Raw genomic sequence first — 17,161 nt, forward strand, 5'->3', positions numbered from 1 at the left:
TGAATAAATGGCTGATCCCGTCAGTTTACTGGAACTTGCCGCGTCACAACGAACGCGCCCCGCAAATCGCCCTCGGAGAAGCCAGTCGCCTTGTCTTCAGGATAGAGTTCAGCCAGTTTTGCCTTTACGTCCGGAGCGATGGACTTGCCGTGACAGCCGAGGCAAAGCTTCTGTGTCGGGATGGCGCTCATATACTGGAATGCCGGCTGTCCGGACGCTTCCGAGACCTGCCAGACCTCTACCGGTTTTCCGTTCCTGACCGGCTGTTTGTCCATGGCCAGCAGTTGGATCTCCTGCCAGTCGGTGGGGGTGTTCTCCGGATTCCGGACTTTCAGACTGGTCCGACTGATGGTCCAGCCGCCGCTGCTGTTGTTCCTGGCGATTTCGGGTGCGGCAGTCTTGCAAACACCAATACCGTTTGTGAGGCCGCCTTCTTTGATGGCCGCCTGGAGCGCCTGCTTCAGTGAGCCGCCGAAACTTTTTACCAGGGAACGTGCTTCGGCAACCAGCGCTTCCGGATTATCTGTCTGGGGTTGGGTGAGCAATGGCATCGAAAGCAAGGAGCATAACAAGGCTGTGGTGATGATCGGTTTGGTCATTGAATCTCTCCCGGGCGTGTTGGGTTTTGGAATAAGTATATAACAAATAAACAGTCCCAAATTGAGCCAGGACAGATTCCGGTCGAGGAGTCAGAATCGAGCACTTCTTCAAATAAACCTTCACCGACTCTGAAAGCTCCGAGGGAGGCGAGCTAGTCCGGAACCTGCTCAATAAGCGCAACCAAATCCTGACGAATTTCTTCTGGGCTCAGGTCCGGGCGTATTAGCAGGCGGGCGTTGCCGGTGCGATCAAAGACATAAACTGCACTGCTATGAGAAACCTCGTAGTTTCCATCCTCATCGGGTTTCTCATAACCGAAGGTTGTTCGATATCGTTTTGCCAGTTCGCGAAGCTGGGATTCACTCCCGGTGAGTCCCACAATATTGTCACCGAAAAAATCCACGTAATTTGCCAGGCGTTCCGGCGTATCACGCTTTGGGTCAACACTTACGAATAAGGTGAGCACTTCATCCTGAAGCTCGGGGCCAAGGCCATTGGTCGCCTGATTGAGCTTTTGCAGGGCCGTCGGGCAAACATCGGGGCATGAGGTGAAACCGAAAAACAGCATTCGCACGCGGCCGCTGTAATCATTGCCAGACACAGGTTCGCCCTGACTGTCAGTCAGAGTGAATTCCAACTCGGGCATCAGGCCACTGATATCTTTGCCGTGCCACTCCTCATCGTTACCGAGGCAACCAGCAAGGAGTATCGACAGGACCAGCAATGAGATGGACGTTAAGGCCTTGGTACGTTGTCGCCGGAAGTACATGCTCATGACGCCCTTTCCTCAAGATTTGTGGAGTGATTCGTGTATTTGCCGTCTTCGCGCATGGCACGACGAAGGATAAGCAGAATGCCGATAATGCTCATCATTGCCGGTGGAATGTAAGTCAATAGGCCCCCGAGGAACTGGTCGACTTCGGGATCCAGCGGCCAGGCGCGGCCACAGACCTCGTAAACGTCGTAGACCATGTCTCGCGAAAACACGATCCAGGCCCCCAGAATCATCTGGAGCACACCTGCCACAGCCAGAATCAAAATGCGTTTGCCATAACCCAGTGATGAGGTGATCGCCGGCGGTCGCGGGTCGAAGATTAGCCACCAGAACAGCAGGCCATCCAGCAACATGCTCCAGTTCATGATCCAATACAGGTCCCGGCTGAGCATGGCGTCGAAATGGATCGATGGCCAGAGCCAGAAGTAGATCAGTCCGACAAAGAGAAACAAGGCGATGAAAGGCTGCTGCAAAAGGTTATAGACCCGACCGAGTGGGCCCAACGCAAGCCCCCAGCGCGGGGAGATTTTAGCGAACCAGTACCGCATGACCGGTAAGGGGTTGGACAGGGCGATAAGGATCGGGCCGATGTGGTGCAGAATCAGATGCTGGCCCCGATGTACAAAAAACATGTATTGGGCGTAGTAGTCAAAGCGGGTTTGCATTACCCCGTAGCAAAGCATTACGCCCAGAACGAAGGTCACGATGCGCAGTGAGCCTGGCCGTTCATCCGCCGGCATGCGCACAATGCCAATGCCATAAAAGCCAAGCAGGAACATGTAGCTGAGTATCGTCAGCGGGGAAAAGTCGTACGGTAACAGATAATCAAGTGGTGACATTATCGGCCTGGTTTTTGTTGCTTTTCCGGTACTCTACCTCTGCATTTACTGGCTCGTAAAATCGGCACGCCACAAGTGGGGGCGATGCAAATCCGCTAGGTTCCGCAATGGGCTGTGTTCGGGCACGGATCATCCCCCCGCTCCCATTGGATAGTGGTGTGCTGGATACCAAAATGTTCCCTGAGCATGTCAGCGGCCTCGTTGATTACCCGGTCATCATTGGCGGGGTCGGGTTTGACCAGATGAACGGTGAGCGCATTTTCAGTGGTGCTCAGTGCCCAGATGTGAAGATGGTGGGCCGACTGCACGCCGGGAAGGTGCTCGAGATGTTCGATGACAGCTGAAGGGTCGATACCATTGGGAACGGCATCAACCGCAAGCTTGACCGAGTCCTTGAGCAGCTGCCAGGTACCGAAGAAGATCACAGCGGCAATAACCAGGCTGACCACCGGGTCAATCCAGGCGAGGTCGGTGAACATCAGGATGATGCCGGAAATCACCACGCCTACCGAGACTGCGGTATCGGCGGCCATGTGGAGGAACGCCCCGCGAATGTTGATGTCGCCCTTCTGGCCCTTGAGGAACAGCAGCATGGTGGCGCCGTTGATCAGAACGCCTATGCCGGCAACCACGATGACTGTCAGGCCCGCGACACTGGCGGGGTTGGTCAGGCGCTGGATGGCCTCCCAGGTAATCCCTCCCACGGCGGCAATCAGAAACAGGGCATTGAACAACGCAGCCAGAATGGTGGTTTTCTTAAGACCGTAGGTTTTGCTGTGAGTTGCCGCCTTGCTGGCGAGCCAGCTTGCCAGCCACGCCATGATAAGCCCCATGACGTCACTCAGGTTATGGCCGGCGTCCGCGACGAGTGCCAAAGATCCTGACAGCACTCCGTATACCGCCTCGATAATCACGAACAGGGTATTAAGAACGACCGCCAGAGCGAACGAGCGGTTGTGGGTGTTGAAGTGATGACTGTGATCGTGACCGTGGTCGTGCATGCCTGTTCCTGTTGCCGTAAATTGAACTTGTAGCATGAACCCTGTAGCTACTACAGGGTCAAGTTCTCGGTGGACGACTGCCAGTGCATGATCTACTCCAACGCCATTAAATCTGGGTATATCCTGGAAGTAGTCGGGGCCGTTGGGAAGGATTGAGGTTAGAGGCTGGTACCCCCGGCAGGACTCATAAATATACTTAAGAAATTGTTTTGTATATAGCTAATCTTTTTTTATGTTGATATGTGCCCCCATTTGTACCCCCAAAATGGTTTGTGTGCGTTGGGGTGGGGCAATTCCTCAAGCAGTTTGATAGCAAGCTTTAATGTGCAAGCAGCAGCTAGATTGCGAGGTGATTCATGCCAGGCGACTCGTACCATCTACGCCAGAACTCAATTACAACATCATTTCAGATGTCCGTAATCTCCTCTGTTGCTGCGCACCACTTTGATGTCATTGTTGTTCCACTTTAAACAAAAGCGGACATTCAGTCACGATCGAATGGCCAGACTAGCAAGCGGACCTTTTCCCGGGCCGAGTCACTCTACTTCTTCCCACCCGGGCCATCAGGAAGCAAGGGCCATGAGGATATTCGACAAAATGCCAAAGGGCGGAAAACTCTAATCAGCGGTGCAACTAAACAGGATGTATACAGGAGGATGCGGTCAAGGGCTCCAATCTCTCGCTTCCCTCTCGGGCAGCGCCGGGCTGAAAAGATAGCCTTGAGCAACATCACACCCGAGACGGGCCAACCGTTCCGCTTGGCTTTCAGTCTCCACCCCCTCTGCTGTCACAGTCAAGCCGTACGCTTTGGCCAAGCCAATCATCGACTGAACAAAAAGCTCGCCTTTTGGGTCTTCCAGGTCGTCAATAAACGATTTATCGATCTTGAGTTCGTCGACATCCAGCTTTTTCAAATAACTCAGAGAGGAGTATCCGGTGCCGAAGTCATCAAGGCTGACACGTATTCCGAGTGCCTTTAACCTTGACAGATTGCTGGCAACATCGGCTGTCATCTCAAGCACCATCCCTTCAGTAATTTCCAGCTCAATGGCGCTGGGTGGAAGAGATAACTTTTGCAGTTTACTGACAATGGTGTCGTAAAATGCCGAATCGGAAAAATGGTTACCAGTAATGTTTACGGCAATTGGTAGAGCTTCTTCACCAGATGTCCACATTGAGAAAGCGATAGCAGCGACTTTGCGCAGTACGTAGCGATCCAATTCGGGGCCCAGCCCGGCTGCTTCTGCTACAGGAATGAATTCGCCCGGTGACACAGGACCCCACTCGCAGTGATGCCAACGCGCCAAGGCCTCGTAACCACATTTTGTCCTGGACGCGAGGGCAATTTTGGGTTGGAGATACACTTCGATAGCTTCGGATGCGAGCGCGTTTTTGAGTGCTTGCTCTACCGCAATCCTTCGCAAAAGTTGTTGGTGATTAACATTTGTGAAGGTGGCAAGCGAAATGTTCCTGACTTTCGCCTCCCGCATCGCAGCTTCGGCCAAATCCGGCATGCGTCCCAAATCCGAGTTGTCGTCTGGAAAAAGAGCAATGCCAGCTTTCGAGTTCAGACGGTACTCTTCCCCGATGATTGAGTAAGGTCTTGCCAGTTTGCCTAGAACTGCATTCGCAACGTTCTCTGCCTCTGCCAAATCATGGACTGGAAACGCCATAATCAATTCGTCACCACCGAGCCTGGCGATCTGACCTTCGGGAGGCAGGAGCGACGCCATTCGGCGCGCGATCTGTACAATTACCCGATTGCCTACATCGTAACCATAACGCTGGTTTATCTGCGTTAGACGGTCCGGGTCGACACAGATAAATGCATACCGACTCGATATCTTTACGGTAGATCGTAAATGTTCAAGGAGGGCAGGAACCCGGAGTAATCCTGTGAGCTGGTCATGGTCCTTCAGAAATTCGGCTCTCAACAGCGCAAGTTCTCGATCTGATACATCCACGCCAAGCCCTTGAAGCTCCAATTCGCCTGTTACGGTGTTCGCTACTTTCCGGAATGACCACTCGGCATGCGCTGGTGTTCCATTCGTCTTCATCTCAAATTGGAGATTAATCTCGTCGCTTCGATGAGACGCAAGGAACTCATGCAATTTTAGTGTGCTGTCCGTTGAGCCCTCTGCAAGAAAATGGGCAAGATGGACACCGACCAATTCATCATAAGACTTGCCGAGAATCGTTGTTAGAGAGGCATTGGCAAAAGTCAGGCGTAGCTGATCATCAAGGCGGCAAATGAAGTACTTCTGACTTTCTATGATGTCCCGGTAGCGCTTTTCTGCACGCTCCAGATCGGCCAGAGCATGGAAATGATCCGTCAAATCATGACAGATACCAACAAAATAGGACTCTCCACCGACCTTGAACTCACCAACGGACAGGTGCATCGGAAAGGTTTCGCCGGATTTCTTACGCCCCGTAGTGCGCCTCCCGATACCAATGATTTTGGCATGGCCGCTGTTCAAGTAGGACTCGATATAGCCGTCATGAGCACTGCGATCGGGCTCGGGCATCAGCATGCTGACGTTGTTGCCCAAGCATTCTGATGGCACGTACCCAAATATTCGCTCCATCGAATCAGAAACGCGCTGTATTGTTCCGCGTTTGTCGATGAGCACGACCGCATCGGCGGCTGCGCTCAAAACGGCTGATAACGGATCATCCTTTTCTAGCAGCATTTCCCTGTCCAGTTAACAAGCTATTTAAAACGAACAACCAGCTCATGGAGGTCTGAAGCAATTTGTCCCAACGCTTTAACACTCTCGGTAGATTCTAGGCCCTTTTCTAGGTTTTGCTGGGCAAGGCTGGATATGTTCTCGACCTGAGCGTTGATCTGGTCGGATACCTGAGCCTGCTCTTCAACAGCAGCCGCCATTTGCAGTGCCATATCCGCGATCTCGCTCACGGCATCGCCGATACTGATCAGAGTTTTCTCCGTATCCAGCATTTTTCGCAGCCCCTGATCGGCGGCCTCCGCTCCAGCGGTTGCAACAGAAACAGATTTTTCAGACCGGTTAAGCAAATTGTCCACGATTCCGTGAATTTCCTGTGTAGATTCCTGAGTCCGGCGTGCCAGTCCGCGCACTTCGTCAGCCACGACGGCAAAGCCACGACCATGTTCGCCGGCCCTGGCCGCTTCGATGGCAGCGTTCAGTGCAAGCAAGTTCGTCTGGTCTGCAATTTGCTCAATGATTCCCGCGGCCTTGGCGATGTTATGGCTTTGCTCTGCCAGTTCGGCGACCGAATTTCGAATGCCATCGACGGTCCCTTTGAGTTCTTCGATCGCGGAACGTGTCGCCTCAACGACTTCGCGGCCTTTCACCGCCTGCTTCCGTGATTCCTCCGCTCTACTGGCCGTGTTCTGAACGTTTGATGACACCTCAGCAATCGTCATCGACATCTCGTGGACCGCGGCAGCCACCTGCTCGGTTTCGGCTTGTTGCCGGTTCAGCGAATCCTGAGTTTCTTGGGCAATCTCCATCCCTGAGGCGGAGCGGGACCGTACCTGAGCCGCCGAGTCTTCAATCCGGGTCAGCACCGTATCAAGGTGGGACTTCTGGGCAAGAATAGCGACCTTAATTCGTCCCTTTTGGGGATGGTCATCGGTGTAACTTTTGGCCGCTAGGGTATCTGTAAAACTCGTCGCAAGTAGCTGCCGAAGCTCTGACTGAAGATTACCTTCCGAATACTGTTTCCAAAGGAGGCACCCAAAAAGAGCGATGATGAGGATCCCCATAGCGACATGGGGCTGGCCAACCCAGAACGTCGCAATGGCTGCAATAACAATTGCAGCAGCACCCAAATATGAAAAGGGAATGCGCTCAGTCACAGAAGTGAGCTTTTTCCCCTCTCGGATGCGTGCATACAGTTTTGCGGCACGATCGACGTCCTCACGGGCAGGACAGGAACGAACCGACTCGTAGCCGATGACACTGCCACCCTCGGTAATTGGCGTCACATAGGCATTCACCCAGTAGAAGTCACCATTTTTGCACCGGTTTTTAACGAGTCCCATCCAGGGCCGACCGGATTTCAGATGCGACCACATGTTGGCGTAGGCTTCCGGCGGCATATCCGGGTGGCGAACAATGTTATGGGGTTGGCCAATCAATTCCTCACGACTGAATCCACTGACCTCTACGAATGCATCATTACAATGCTTGATTTTCCCTTTCAGGTCGGTTGAAGAAATTAATTTCTGGTGCGCGGGGAAGCGTCGCTCTGTTTGAGTTATTGGCTGATTTATTCTCATGGGCTGGGGCGCTCTTTGCTGCCATTAATGGGAAGAGGAAAATGCAACTCACTCGCAGAGAAGAATAGCTGCGCGGCGCAAGACCAAATATTGCAGAAGTGTAAAGCGGGTTGACTCAGATCAAAATATTGGCAATTACCCCTAAATTCAGGCGGTGCGATTCCTGAGAGAAGTTTGAGGTCATAAACATCAATTCTTCGCTCCCAAGTGAAGCATACCCATCTATCAAAAATCAGACTCGGCACAAGCAACCTTGCACATCGGAATTCTTTCGATCATGGGCGCGTTTGCGCTAGACTGTGACACATATCGCAAAGTGTAGCGTAAATTGACGTAAATCAAAGGCTTTGAAGTTAGATCTAAGTCTCAGATGCTCTCCAATGCTATGGCTGCGGCCTGAACAGAAAGCCGTCAAACCCTGGAACTACACTTTGCATTCGATATCGTTGAAGCGTAGTGACCTGTGATCATGACGAGACCGAAAGCTAGGCTCACGGAGCAGATTCGAGTCCAGGCATTGCATGAACTGCGAATCCTGGATACGCCAGCAGAGGAACGATTTGACCGTCTGACTCGCCTTGCCAAGAGACTTTTTGACGTGCCAATTGCGCTCGTATCGTTAGTTGACAGCGAGCGCCAATGGTTCAAGTCCAACCAGGATTTGCCCGTAAGGCAAACACCCAGGGAAATTTCTTTTTGCCATCATGCGATTTCGCAAGAGGATGTATTTGTTGTTCCAGATGCATCGTTGCATCCCGGCTTTTTGGACAACCCGTTGGTGACAGGACCGCCGCATATTAGGTTCTATGCAGGCTATGTCCTAAAGCTTGCTAACGGGCTTGCCATGGGCACCTTGTGCATCATTGATTCAAAACCGCGTTCCTTCTTCGAGGAAGACCTTCAGGCGCTCAGAGATCTGGGCATGATTGCGGAGAACGAGCTTGCTGCAATTCAGTTGGCAATTGAGGATGACTTGACTGGCTTGCCCAATCGGAGGGGCTTTTTGCATCAGGCACAAAAAACCATCAATCTATGCTACCGGCTGGGACGGCCTGCGGCCCTGATCTATTTTGATTTGACCCACTTTAAAACGATCAACGATAAGCACGGTCACCACGAGGGCGACGCTGCTCTCAGGGCATTCGCAAATCTATTAAGAGGGCATACTCGGGAATCCGATATCAGTGCCCGCATGGGTGGTGACGAATTTGTACTCCTTATGAATGACACCACCGTGGACCAAGCAAGTCGCTATGTTGAAAGACTGCGAGAATCGGTGAATCAGCATAACAGCGCTTCTGGTAAGCCTTACGAGATTCTTTTTGATGAAGGAGTTGTTCCACTGGATCTTGAGCAAGAGCACTTTATCGAAACGTTGCTCCAAAAAGCGGATGCCGAAATGTTCAAACAGAAGCGGAAAGTCCGTTGAAGCAAGTCCGTATTGGTATGAACTCGCACAAGAGTGCGGCGTTTAATAATGCGCATAACGCATGCCGGCCGATAATTCGAGGCCACGAATTGGGTCTGAATGTTCGCTTAGCGACCGTCACGCATCCTAGGCAACAGCTAAACAGAAGCGAACATTCCTTTCAGCGCCTCCACGACAGGTTCAACACAGATGAGAAACTCCTGTTGGACGGTGTACTTCAAAATTCGTGCTAGAGTGATTCTGTATCTATTAGCTGATAATTGGTGCTTTGATCCAGGTTCGGGCCGGGGGGCAGCGATTGAGGATCATGGCGAGTTCCGTTTATAGGGATGTTATATGCCAGTGGAGGAGATATGCGTACTGCCATAGTCATTGCTTCAATAGGCATCGCGATCTTCTTCTTGGGCTATAGCGCTCTGCTCATCTATTATTCCTGGCCCCTAGAAAGTTTTTCTGTTCTTTGGGCAGCACCTTTTGGAGACAGCTTTGGAATATTTTCATCGCTTTTTTCCGGGCTCGCTTTGATTGGTCTTCTCTACACGATTCATCAACAGGGTGAAGAGTTAAAGCTACAAAGAGAAGAAATGAAATCACAGCGTGGTGAAATGTCTAAAACTGTAGCAACGCAAATTCGGCAACTTCATATCGAGCTACTCAAAATGGCTGTAGAAAATCCGGATTTGCAGGAAGTCTGGGAAGAAGAAGGGTTAGTAGAAAAAATATCCTTCAAACAGAATACTTACATTAATCTCATAGTGTCGCATTGGGAAATGCAGCATATCAATGGAATGGCTCCAAGGGAGCAAATCGAGGAAATGCTGAATACTTACATGCGAAGATCCTATTTTCAAAAATTTTGGGAAAATTCTGGTAAGTACCGTGACCGCTACGCAGAAAAATCGGCTCTTCAAGAGGAAAGAGAATTTTTCGAAATGGTAAATTCGGCATATAAAAAGTCAATCCAGCCGACCGCTAGAGAGTCGACTTCTTAAAGCATTAGCAATCATTAGGGAGATTAAATCTTGCTCAAAAGTAGAGAAATTGAGGTGCCTGAGGAAAATCCTTTCTGTAATGATGAGCTAAATAGAAAAGAAAGTGCAGATGCATTGACTGAGTTTGTTGTGTCAGCAAACGAACCCTTAGTCTTGTGTATTGATGCTCCTTGGGGGCAAGGTAAAACAACTTTTCTTCGGATGTGGCAGCAGAGTCTCAAGAATTCCGAAGTTCCTACCATTTATTTCAATGCATGGGAAAACGACTTTTCTGAAAATGCGTTGGTAAGCTTAATTGGAGAAATCTCATCTGCTTTATCTGAACTAGCGAAAACGGGTGATGAATCTAAAGCAAAGGAGTACTTTTCTAAAGCAAAGGCCATAAGCACTATGCTGCTAAAAAGATCTATTCCTGTTACAGCAAAAATGGCTACAGCTGGCGCTTTAGATTTGGATGATTTAACTGAAAACGCTCTATCTGAATTTGCAGAATCAATTGCTAAAGAACAAATAGATCAGTACGAAAAATCTAAGCAATCCTTGATATCATTTAGGCAGGCCTTAACCGATTTTGCTTCTAGCGTTACTGATGCGAATGACAAAAAACCTTTGGTTTTTATAATAGATGAGTTAGATAGGTGTCGCCCCAATTATTCTATAGAAGTACTTGAGAAAGCAAAGCACTTCTTCAATGTACAGAATATTGTTTTCGTTTTAGGTGCTGATAAGTCGCAATTGGGGTCATCGATAAAGGCTATTTATGGTGCAGGACTCAATGTAAATGGTTATCTTCGTAGATTTATCGATTTTGATTACCTTCTACCTCCGCCGGATAAAGGTGAATTCGTAAAGGCCTTATTTAAAAAATATTCGTTTTCAGATTATTTTTCAAAAAAAAGCGGTCGCGGTGTTCAGTATGAGTACGAGCATGCGTTGAAAATGTTTGAAGAGTTATTCGATGTTTTTAATTTGACGCTAAGAGAACAGGAGCATTGCTGCTCTCTTCTTAACTTAGCGATCAGAACGACTCCTCATGATTATAAATTATTTCCTCTGTTTCTTTGTTTTCTTATAGTTTTGAAGGTTAAACAGCCAGATTTATACAACGATTTAATATCAGAAAGAATATCCCCAACTGTTCTTTTAGAAGAGTTCAGTAAAACCCCTGGGAGTATAGCGTTGCTGGAGACAAATTATGGCGCGGCTCTTGAAGCATACATTATCGTTTGTAAATCGCACCGACATGGACATGATGACATTTTGACCCCTTATACCAAGATAGCTGAATCTGATAACGCCACAGTCGAGCAGAAGCGCAGGGCTAATAGGATTTTGGAGCTTGTTGAAGACTTTGATTTCAATGGAGGAGTGGGAATTCTGAGCTATCTAGTCAACAAAATCGAGGTGGCTTCTCGATTCAAGTGAGGAGTTGCGTAATAATGGCGCGCTGGAGGGTTTCTACATTTCGACTTCGGCTCCATTTCAATAGCAGGCATGCTGCAAGCGTTGGCCCCCCATTCTGAACGTTCGCTTTGCGACCCAAGCGTGCTTTATAAGCCGAGTATCTGGCCAGTTAGAACGCATTCGGAGTGGAGTCCTTCGCCAGATCTTGGTCATCGTTTTGGCTAGTCAGCTCTAGATTACTCAGCATTATCGTTGGCTTTTTTGCGAGCAGTCGATTTTCTCAAATTCACTCGGACCGAGCGGGCGAGAGATTTGGCTCTAAGACACAACGGGTCGTCGTCCCTATCGGTTTCATGATTCCACCGAATTTGAAACCTATATCACCTCTATGAACCAGGGCACTGACAGTGCCTTTCCTCCCCATTCACAGAGGTAATTCCCAATGTCTGAACAATGCCCCAATTGCCTGTCTCGGCGGATTGGCAAGAACAACTACGGCAAGAAAGCCGCTGGTGTAGTCGGTGCGTCTGCCGGTACCTACGGAGGCTATGCCGCTGCCACGGCGGGTGCCCAAGCGGGTGCAGCTCTCGGAGTCGTCGCTGGTCCTGTCGGCGCGACCGTGGGCGGTATCGGCGGTGCTGTCATTGGTGCGCTACTGGGTGGTGCTACCGGCGCTTCCGCTGGCGTGATTCTTGGCGACGTCCTGGATGACCGGGTGCTGGACAACCTGCGCTGCCTTGACTGTGGCTATGCCTTCAGTACCGGTCCCGACTCCCACGATAATATCCGCTGATTCCCCTCGCAAATTCCATAGGAGAACAACCATGGCTCATCTCATTGAGCAAATGGCCTACGTTGGCCAAACCCCTTGGCATGGCCTGGGGAACGAACTGACTTCGAATCAGCCCTTAGAGGTCTGGGCAAAACAAGCGGGCTTGGATTGGCAGATTCAGGAAAGCCCTGTCCGCTTCGTCACCAATTCCAGTGGCAGTTTGGGTGAAATCCTCTCTTACCCGGATTCTAAGGTGCTTTACCGCTCGGATACCAAGGCTCCGCTGTCGGTCGTCGGTAACCGCTTTAAGGTGGTTCAGCCTGAGGAGATCCTGGAGTTCTATCGGGATCTGACTGAGGTTTCTGGCTTTGAGCTGGAAACAGCTGGTGTCCTGAAAGGCGGTCGCAAGATGTGGGCGCTGGCCCGCACCGGCCAATCCGGCATGCTTAAGGGTAACGACCAGACTAATGCCTACGTGCTTCTGGCCACCGCGTGCGACGGCACTATGGCAACGACTGCTCAGTTCACCAGTATCCGCGTGGTTTGTAATAACACGTTGGCTGTCGCTCTGAAGGGCTCTACTGCCAACGCCGTCAAGGTGAAACACAACACCGCCTTCGATGCGGATCTGGTGAAGAGGCAACTGGGTATCTCCGTTTCTGCCTGGGACGACTTCATGTACCGCCTGAAGACCCTGAGCGAACGGAAGGTGAAAACCACCGAGGCCAGGAATTACTTCCTCAAGGTGTTCACTGACGATTCCGGAAGGGGTGTCGGCAAAACCAACGAGCGTTCCATGGCGAAGGCTCTGGGTCTGTATGAAGGCGAAGGCATGGGCGCCAACCTGGCATCCTCGGAGGGCACGGCCTACGGCCTGCTGAACGCCGTCACCGAATTCATCGATCACCAGCGTAGGGCCAAAACCGTTGACCACCGGCTCGATTCCGCCTGGTTCGGAACCGGTGCCGCTGTTAAGAACCGTGCATTAGAGCAGGCCATGTCACTTGTGGCCTGAGCCAATCCTACAAATCTCAAAACCGCCATAAAGCCCACCGGAGCCTGATGCTCTGGTGGGCTTTTTTTATGTCTGGAGGAAAACACCATGGGCATGAGAGCAAACACAATTCAGAAACAGCGACCGGCCTTGCGCCTGGTCTCCACAAAGGGGCTTAGCCGGGATGAATGGCTGAAGGTGCGCAAGCAGGGCATTGGCAGTAGCGATGCCGCAGCAGCCGTCGGCATGAATCCTTACCAGTCCCAACTGGAACTCTGGATGGTCAAAACTGGCAGGGATGTTGGCTTGCCGAAACCGGACTCCGATGATCCCACCTCACCAGTCTACTGGGGGCACATCCTGGAACCGATTGTGGCTGAGCAGTATAGCCGGCACACCGGCCGGAAAGTGCGCCGAGTGAACGCGGTATTGCAGCATCCAGATCCAGACAAGCACTGGATGTTGGCTAACCTGGATTACTCCGTGGTGGCTGATGACGACGTGCAGATTCTGGAGTGCAAAACGGCAGGGGAGTTCGGATCACGTCTTTGGAAAGAGGGTGTGCCGGATTACATCCAATGCCAGGTTCAGCATCAGCTGGCCGTTACCGGCAAACAATCAGCCGATGTTTGTGTGCTGCTTTGCGGGCAAGAGCTGAAGATCTATCGCGTTGAACGGAACGAGGAACTCATTGAGGCACTGTATGTGCTGGAGCGCCAGTTCTGGGATTTCGTGGGAACGGATACCCCGCCACCGGTCGATGGAACTGACTCTGCAGAACGTGCCCTCCGCCATCTGTATCCAGTAGACAGAGGCGAGATCCTGGACTTCAGCCAAAGCAAGGAGCTGTCCGATGCCTTCGACGAGCTGCTGGCCATCCGCTCGGAAATGGAATGCCTTAAATCCACTGAATCCCACCTGAAGCAGCGAATCGAGAGCCAGATGGGCGAAGCCTCAAAGGCAACCTTCCCAAGCGGCAGCGTCAGCTGGAAGAGGAGCAAGGATTCCGTTGGGCTTAACGTGAAACAGCTTTTGAAGGATCAGCCAGAACTGCTGGAGCAATACCCACTGACGAAGCCAGGAAGCCGTCGATTCCTCATCCAAGCATAAACCCCCATTGGCCACGCGGGCGTGACGAGTGCCCCGTGGTCCTTTTTCTCAGGAGAGTCACCATGATTAAAGGTTTAGCCATTACGCCTCCGTTGTTGGGGCGTATCAGCATTGGTCGGGTCGTTGAAAAGAACGGCATTCGGCTACCGCAAAAAGATGATCAATTTACCATCACCTCCCAGATCCAGGAAAAGGATGGATGGGTGCTTCACCCCATGGACGAGGAACTGAGAAAGAATGCCCCAAGTAGCAAACTGCGGACCATCCCGGTACGCATGCTGTTCAACGATGCGGATCTCAACCTGCGGGCGGAGTACACCATGTTCGACCGTAAAAGCGGGCGCCCAATGTGTGTAGGTAACGGCGACACCTGCAAGCGTCTGACGCAATCAGGAGTGCAGTCTTTGCCATGCCCGGGGCCAACTCTTTGTGAATTCGGGAAAGGCGGTCTGTGCAAGCCCTACGGCCGCCTGAACGTGAAGGTTGGTGACGATGATGATGTCGGCAGTTTTATCTTTCGGACCACTGGCTACAACAGTATCCGAACGCTTGCAGCCAGGCTGAGCTATTACCAGGCAGTCTCTGGTGGTCTGCTGGCATACATGCCGTTGGAATTGAAGCTGCGGGGTAAAAGCACGACGCAAAGCCATCGGACGCCGATCTACTATGTGGATCTGGTGATCAAGGAGGGGCTGTCACTACAGGAAGCCGTGGTCGAGGCGAGGCGAAAATCTGAGCAGGCGAAGGAAGGGGGCGTTGACCAAGCAGCACTGGATGCGGCTGCGGCGAAGGGATTCGGCAATGCGCTATTTGAATATGATGAGGATGAGATGAGTCAGGTGGTTGAGGAGTTCTATTCTGCCCTTGCAGGCGAGGAACTAATGGACAATTCTTCAGTCGTCTCGAAGCTCAGGAAAGACATCGACTCGACAAGGTCAGCTTCTGGCTAGATTTTGACAGGTGGCCCGAGCGGGCCACCTGTCTGACACCGAAACTGTATATTTTTTATTTAGGCAGCACCGAATCACGGTTTTCCTCAGTCTCTAGAAACCGGTACCCAACCCCGGGCTCAGTCTGGATATACCTTTGCTCCGTAGGATCGTCTCCTAGCTTCTGTCTCAATCTCCCGATCAGAATACGCAGATAGTGAGTATCGGTGGTGTGCGTCGGGCCCCAGATATCCTTTAACAATTGCGACTGAGTGACGATCTTTCCAGACGCGAGCAGCAGGACCTTCAGCACGGCAAACTCCTTGGGTGTCAGCCTGACAGGGTCACCGTTTACCGTGACTTTGCGCATGGCCAGATCAATATTGAGCTCACCGTTATCAAAAATGGCCGAGGTTTCAGGAGCTACTGCGTTTTTTCCTTTCTGGTGGATACGCAACTGGGTTCGAACTCTGGCCAGCAGCTCATCGACGCCGAAGGGTTTGGTTACATAATCGTTGGCTCCGAGATCCAGGGCTTTTACCTTCTCCAGTTCCCGATCCCGCACCGAAAGAATGATAACCGGAGCTGATGACCACTCCCGCAAACCGGCCAGCACCTCCGAGCCATCCATATCCGGAAGCCCCAAATCCAGAATTACGAGATCCGGTGAGTGCCTTGCGCAAAGCCCCAGCCCGGCCTCTCCATTTTCGGCTTCAAGCAGTTCGTAGCCTTCCGTTTTCAGGCTGATGCGCAGGAAATGCCGGATTTGCGGTTCGTCGTCGATAACCAGAATACAGGGCTTTTCCCGATCTTTGGCTGGTTCAGTCATTCACTGGATTCCCGATTGGACTCTTGTTCAGGCGATTCTATCAGGGGCAGCGCTATTTCGATGGTGGCACCGGTACCATTTGGGCCAGCCAATGCCTGAATCCGGCCACCATGAGCCGCGACCATGCCGTGACATATAGCCAGGCCGAGCCCGCTACCGTGGGGGCCCCGGTCTCCTTCACCACCAGTGAAAAACATATCGAAAACCTGGCCACGCTGGTCTTCAGGGATGCCGGGCCCCTCGTCTGAGATAGCGATAATCAATTCATCGCCTTTTCGGTGAGCCCGGATGGACAGGATTGAGTCGTCGGGCGCGAACTTCGCGGCATTTTCAAGGACATTGACTAGGGCCTGCTCAATGAGTGCAGGATGCACAAAAAGCAACGGCAAGTCCTCCGCAACTTCCCGCTCAAACCGCACTTTCGACATCAGGCTTCGGGTGCGCCTGAGCGCCGAGGAAAGGATGTCGGTGAACGCAATCCAATCCCTCTCGATCTTGAGTGTGCCATGTCCCAATTTGGTCATGTCCAGCAGGTTGCGAATGTAGCGATCCAGGCGCTCGCCTTCACCGAGTACCGCATCCAGAAGGCTTTCGCGATCCTCATCCGAGAGCCGGTCAAACATCGATTTCAGCGTGCTGGCAGAGCCAATCATGGACGATAGCGGTGTCCTCAGGTCGTGGGAGATGGAAGAGAGCAGGGCAGACCGCAGTCGTTCGGTTTCCTCTGCCACCCGTGATGCTGAAAGATTGGCTGCCAGGCGGGTACGAAACCACGCTAAACCCAATTGATGCACGTAAACATTGATGGCCAGGCCCCGGTAATACTCCGGGGTCATATCGTCCACTCGAAAACCGAGTACGCCGTAGACTTCACCGTCTGCTTCAATCGGTTCAAAGCGCCAGGGAAGGCTGTTCAGCGTGTCAGAGAACGCGCCACTGGGTTTGGCGTTGCGGATGGCCCAATCGATGGCCGATCGTGCCGCATCGTTAAATGGGTGAGAGGGGCCGCCCTGAACCACCACTTCAATTGCATCATTTTCAGGGCTCCGTTGGGCGATAATCAGAGGAAGTCTGAGTTGGGCATAGAGAGCCTCGACCGCCTCGGTCTGGACAGAGGTGATATCAGGCGCAGAGGCGAGTCTGCGGGTAAACTGCAGATGAGCATCAGTGAGATCATTCGAGGCGCGAAGCATCTGGACCTGGTCCCGCAATCGGCCGGC

15 protein-coding genes are annotated in these 17,161 nt (G+C 51.8%); 7 read left to right on the plus strand and 8 right to left on the minus strand.

Annotation, left to right across the window (positions count from 1 at the left end; genetic code table 11):
• Positions 1-20: 20 nt before the first annotated feature.
• The 6 genes from QZ534_RS05775 to QZ534_RS05800 form a co-directional block, all read right to left on the minus strand.
• Positions 21-599, minus strand: a complete 579-nt coding sequence (locus tag QZ534_RS05775; RefSeq protein WP_296932454.1) for a DUF3365 domain-containing protein — start codon at positions 597-599, stop codon at positions 21-23.
• A gap of 152 nt (positions 600-751) precedes the next feature.
• Positions 752-1,375, minus strand: a complete 624-nt coding sequence (locus tag QZ534_RS05780; protein WP_296932457.1) for an SCO family protein — start codon at positions 1,373-1,375, stop codon at positions 752-754.
• The gene (locus QZ534_RS05785) at positions 1,372-2,214 is read right to left on the minus strand and encodes a cytochrome c oxidase assembly protein (protein WP_296932460.1); all 843 of its coding nucleotides are present in this window, start codon (positions 2,212-2,214) and stop codon (positions 1,372-1,374) included. Before QZ534_RS05785 ends, QZ534_RS05780 begins: the two co-directional genes overlap by 4 nt.
• 95 nt (positions 2,215-2,309) lie before the next feature.
• The gene (locus QZ534_RS05790; protein WP_296932463.1) at positions 2,310-3,215 is read right to left on the minus strand and encodes a cation diffusion facilitator family transporter; all 906 of its coding nucleotides are present in this window, start codon (positions 3,213-3,215) and stop codon (positions 2,310-2,312) included.
• Positions 3,216-3,877: 662 nt separating this feature from the next.
• Complete coding sequence (locus tag QZ534_RS05795) at positions 3,878-5,908, minus strand: EAL domain-containing protein (RefSeq protein ID WP_296932466.1); 2,031 nt, start codon at positions 5,906-5,908, stop codon at positions 3,878-3,880.
• Positions 5,909-5,928: 20 nt separating this feature from the next.
• Entirely contained in the window at positions 5,929-7,482 is a 1,554-nt protein-coding gene (locus QZ534_RS05800; protein WP_296932472.1) for a PAS domain-containing methyl-accepting chemotaxis protein, read from the minus strand.
• Positions 7,483-7,951: 469 nt separating this feature from the next.
• On the opposite strand from QZ534_RS05800, the gene QZ534_RS05805 reads away from it, so the two are divergent.
• From QZ534_RS05805 to QZ534_RS05835, 7 genes are all read left to right on the plus strand, one after another.
• Complete coding sequence (locus QZ534_RS05805; protein WP_296932478.1) at positions 7,952-8,911, plus strand: sensor domain-containing diguanylate cyclase; 960 nt, start codon at positions 7,952-7,954, stop codon at positions 8,909-8,911.
• Between the two features lie 353 nt (positions 8,912-9,264).
• Positions 9,265-9,903 carry a DUF6082 family protein gene (locus QZ534_RS05810; protein ID WP_296932481.1) on the plus strand — a complete coding sequence of 213 codons (639 nt, stop codon included), beginning with the start codon at positions 9,265-9,267 and terminating at the stop codon, positions 9,901-9,903.
• Between the two features lie 30 nt (positions 9,904-9,933).
• Positions 9,934-11,328 carry a P-loop NTPase fold protein gene (locus QZ534_RS05815; protein ID WP_296932484.1) on the plus strand — a complete coding sequence of 465 codons (1,395 nt, stop codon included), beginning with the start codon at positions 9,934-9,936 and terminating at the stop codon, positions 11,326-11,328.
• Positions 11,329-11,749: 421 nt separating this feature from the next.
• Positions 11,750-12,100 carry a hypothetical protein gene (locus tag QZ534_RS05820; protein ID WP_296932486.1) on the plus strand — a complete coding sequence of 117 codons (351 nt, stop codon included), beginning with the start codon at positions 11,750-11,752 and terminating at the stop codon, positions 12,098-12,100.
• Between the two features lie 31 nt (positions 12,101-12,131).
• On the plus strand, positions 12,132-13,094 hold the full coding sequence (locus QZ534_RS05825; protein WP_296932491.1) for a DUF932 domain-containing protein: 963 nt from the start codon (positions 12,132-12,134) through the stop codon (positions 13,092-13,094).
• Between the two features lie 93 nt (positions 13,095-13,187).
• On the plus strand, positions 13,188-14,183 hold the full coding sequence (locus tag QZ534_RS05830; RefSeq protein WP_296932520.1) for a lambda-exonuclease family protein: 996 nt from the start codon (positions 13,188-13,190) through the stop codon (positions 14,181-14,183).
• Positions 14,184-14,245: 62 nt separating this feature from the next.
• Positions 14,246-15,133, plus strand: coding sequence for a hydrolase or metal-binding protein (locus tag QZ534_RS05835; RefSeq protein WP_296932493.1), 888 nt, complete (start codon positions 14,246-14,248; stop codon positions 15,131-15,133).
• Between the two features lie 55 nt (positions 15,134-15,188).
• Here QZ534_RS05835 and QZ534_RS05840 read toward each other — a convergent pair whose 3' ends face one another.
• Both QZ534_RS05840 and QZ534_RS05845 read right to left on the minus strand, forming a co-directional pair.
• Entirely contained in the window at positions 15,189-15,941 is a 753-nt protein-coding gene (locus QZ534_RS05840) for a response regulator (RefSeq protein WP_296932495.1), read from the minus strand.
• Positions 15,938-17,161, minus strand: a 1,224-nt coding sequence (locus QZ534_RS05845; RefSeq protein WP_296932498.1) for an ATP-binding protein, incomplete at its 5' end; no start/stop codon positions are given. The genes QZ534_RS05840 and QZ534_RS05845, both read right to left, overlap by 4 nt.

This window comes from uncultured Marinobacter sp. (genome assembly GCF_913055835.1).
GTDB lineage: Bacteria > Pseudomonadota > Gammaproteobacteria > Pseudomonadales > Oleiphilaceae > Marinobacter.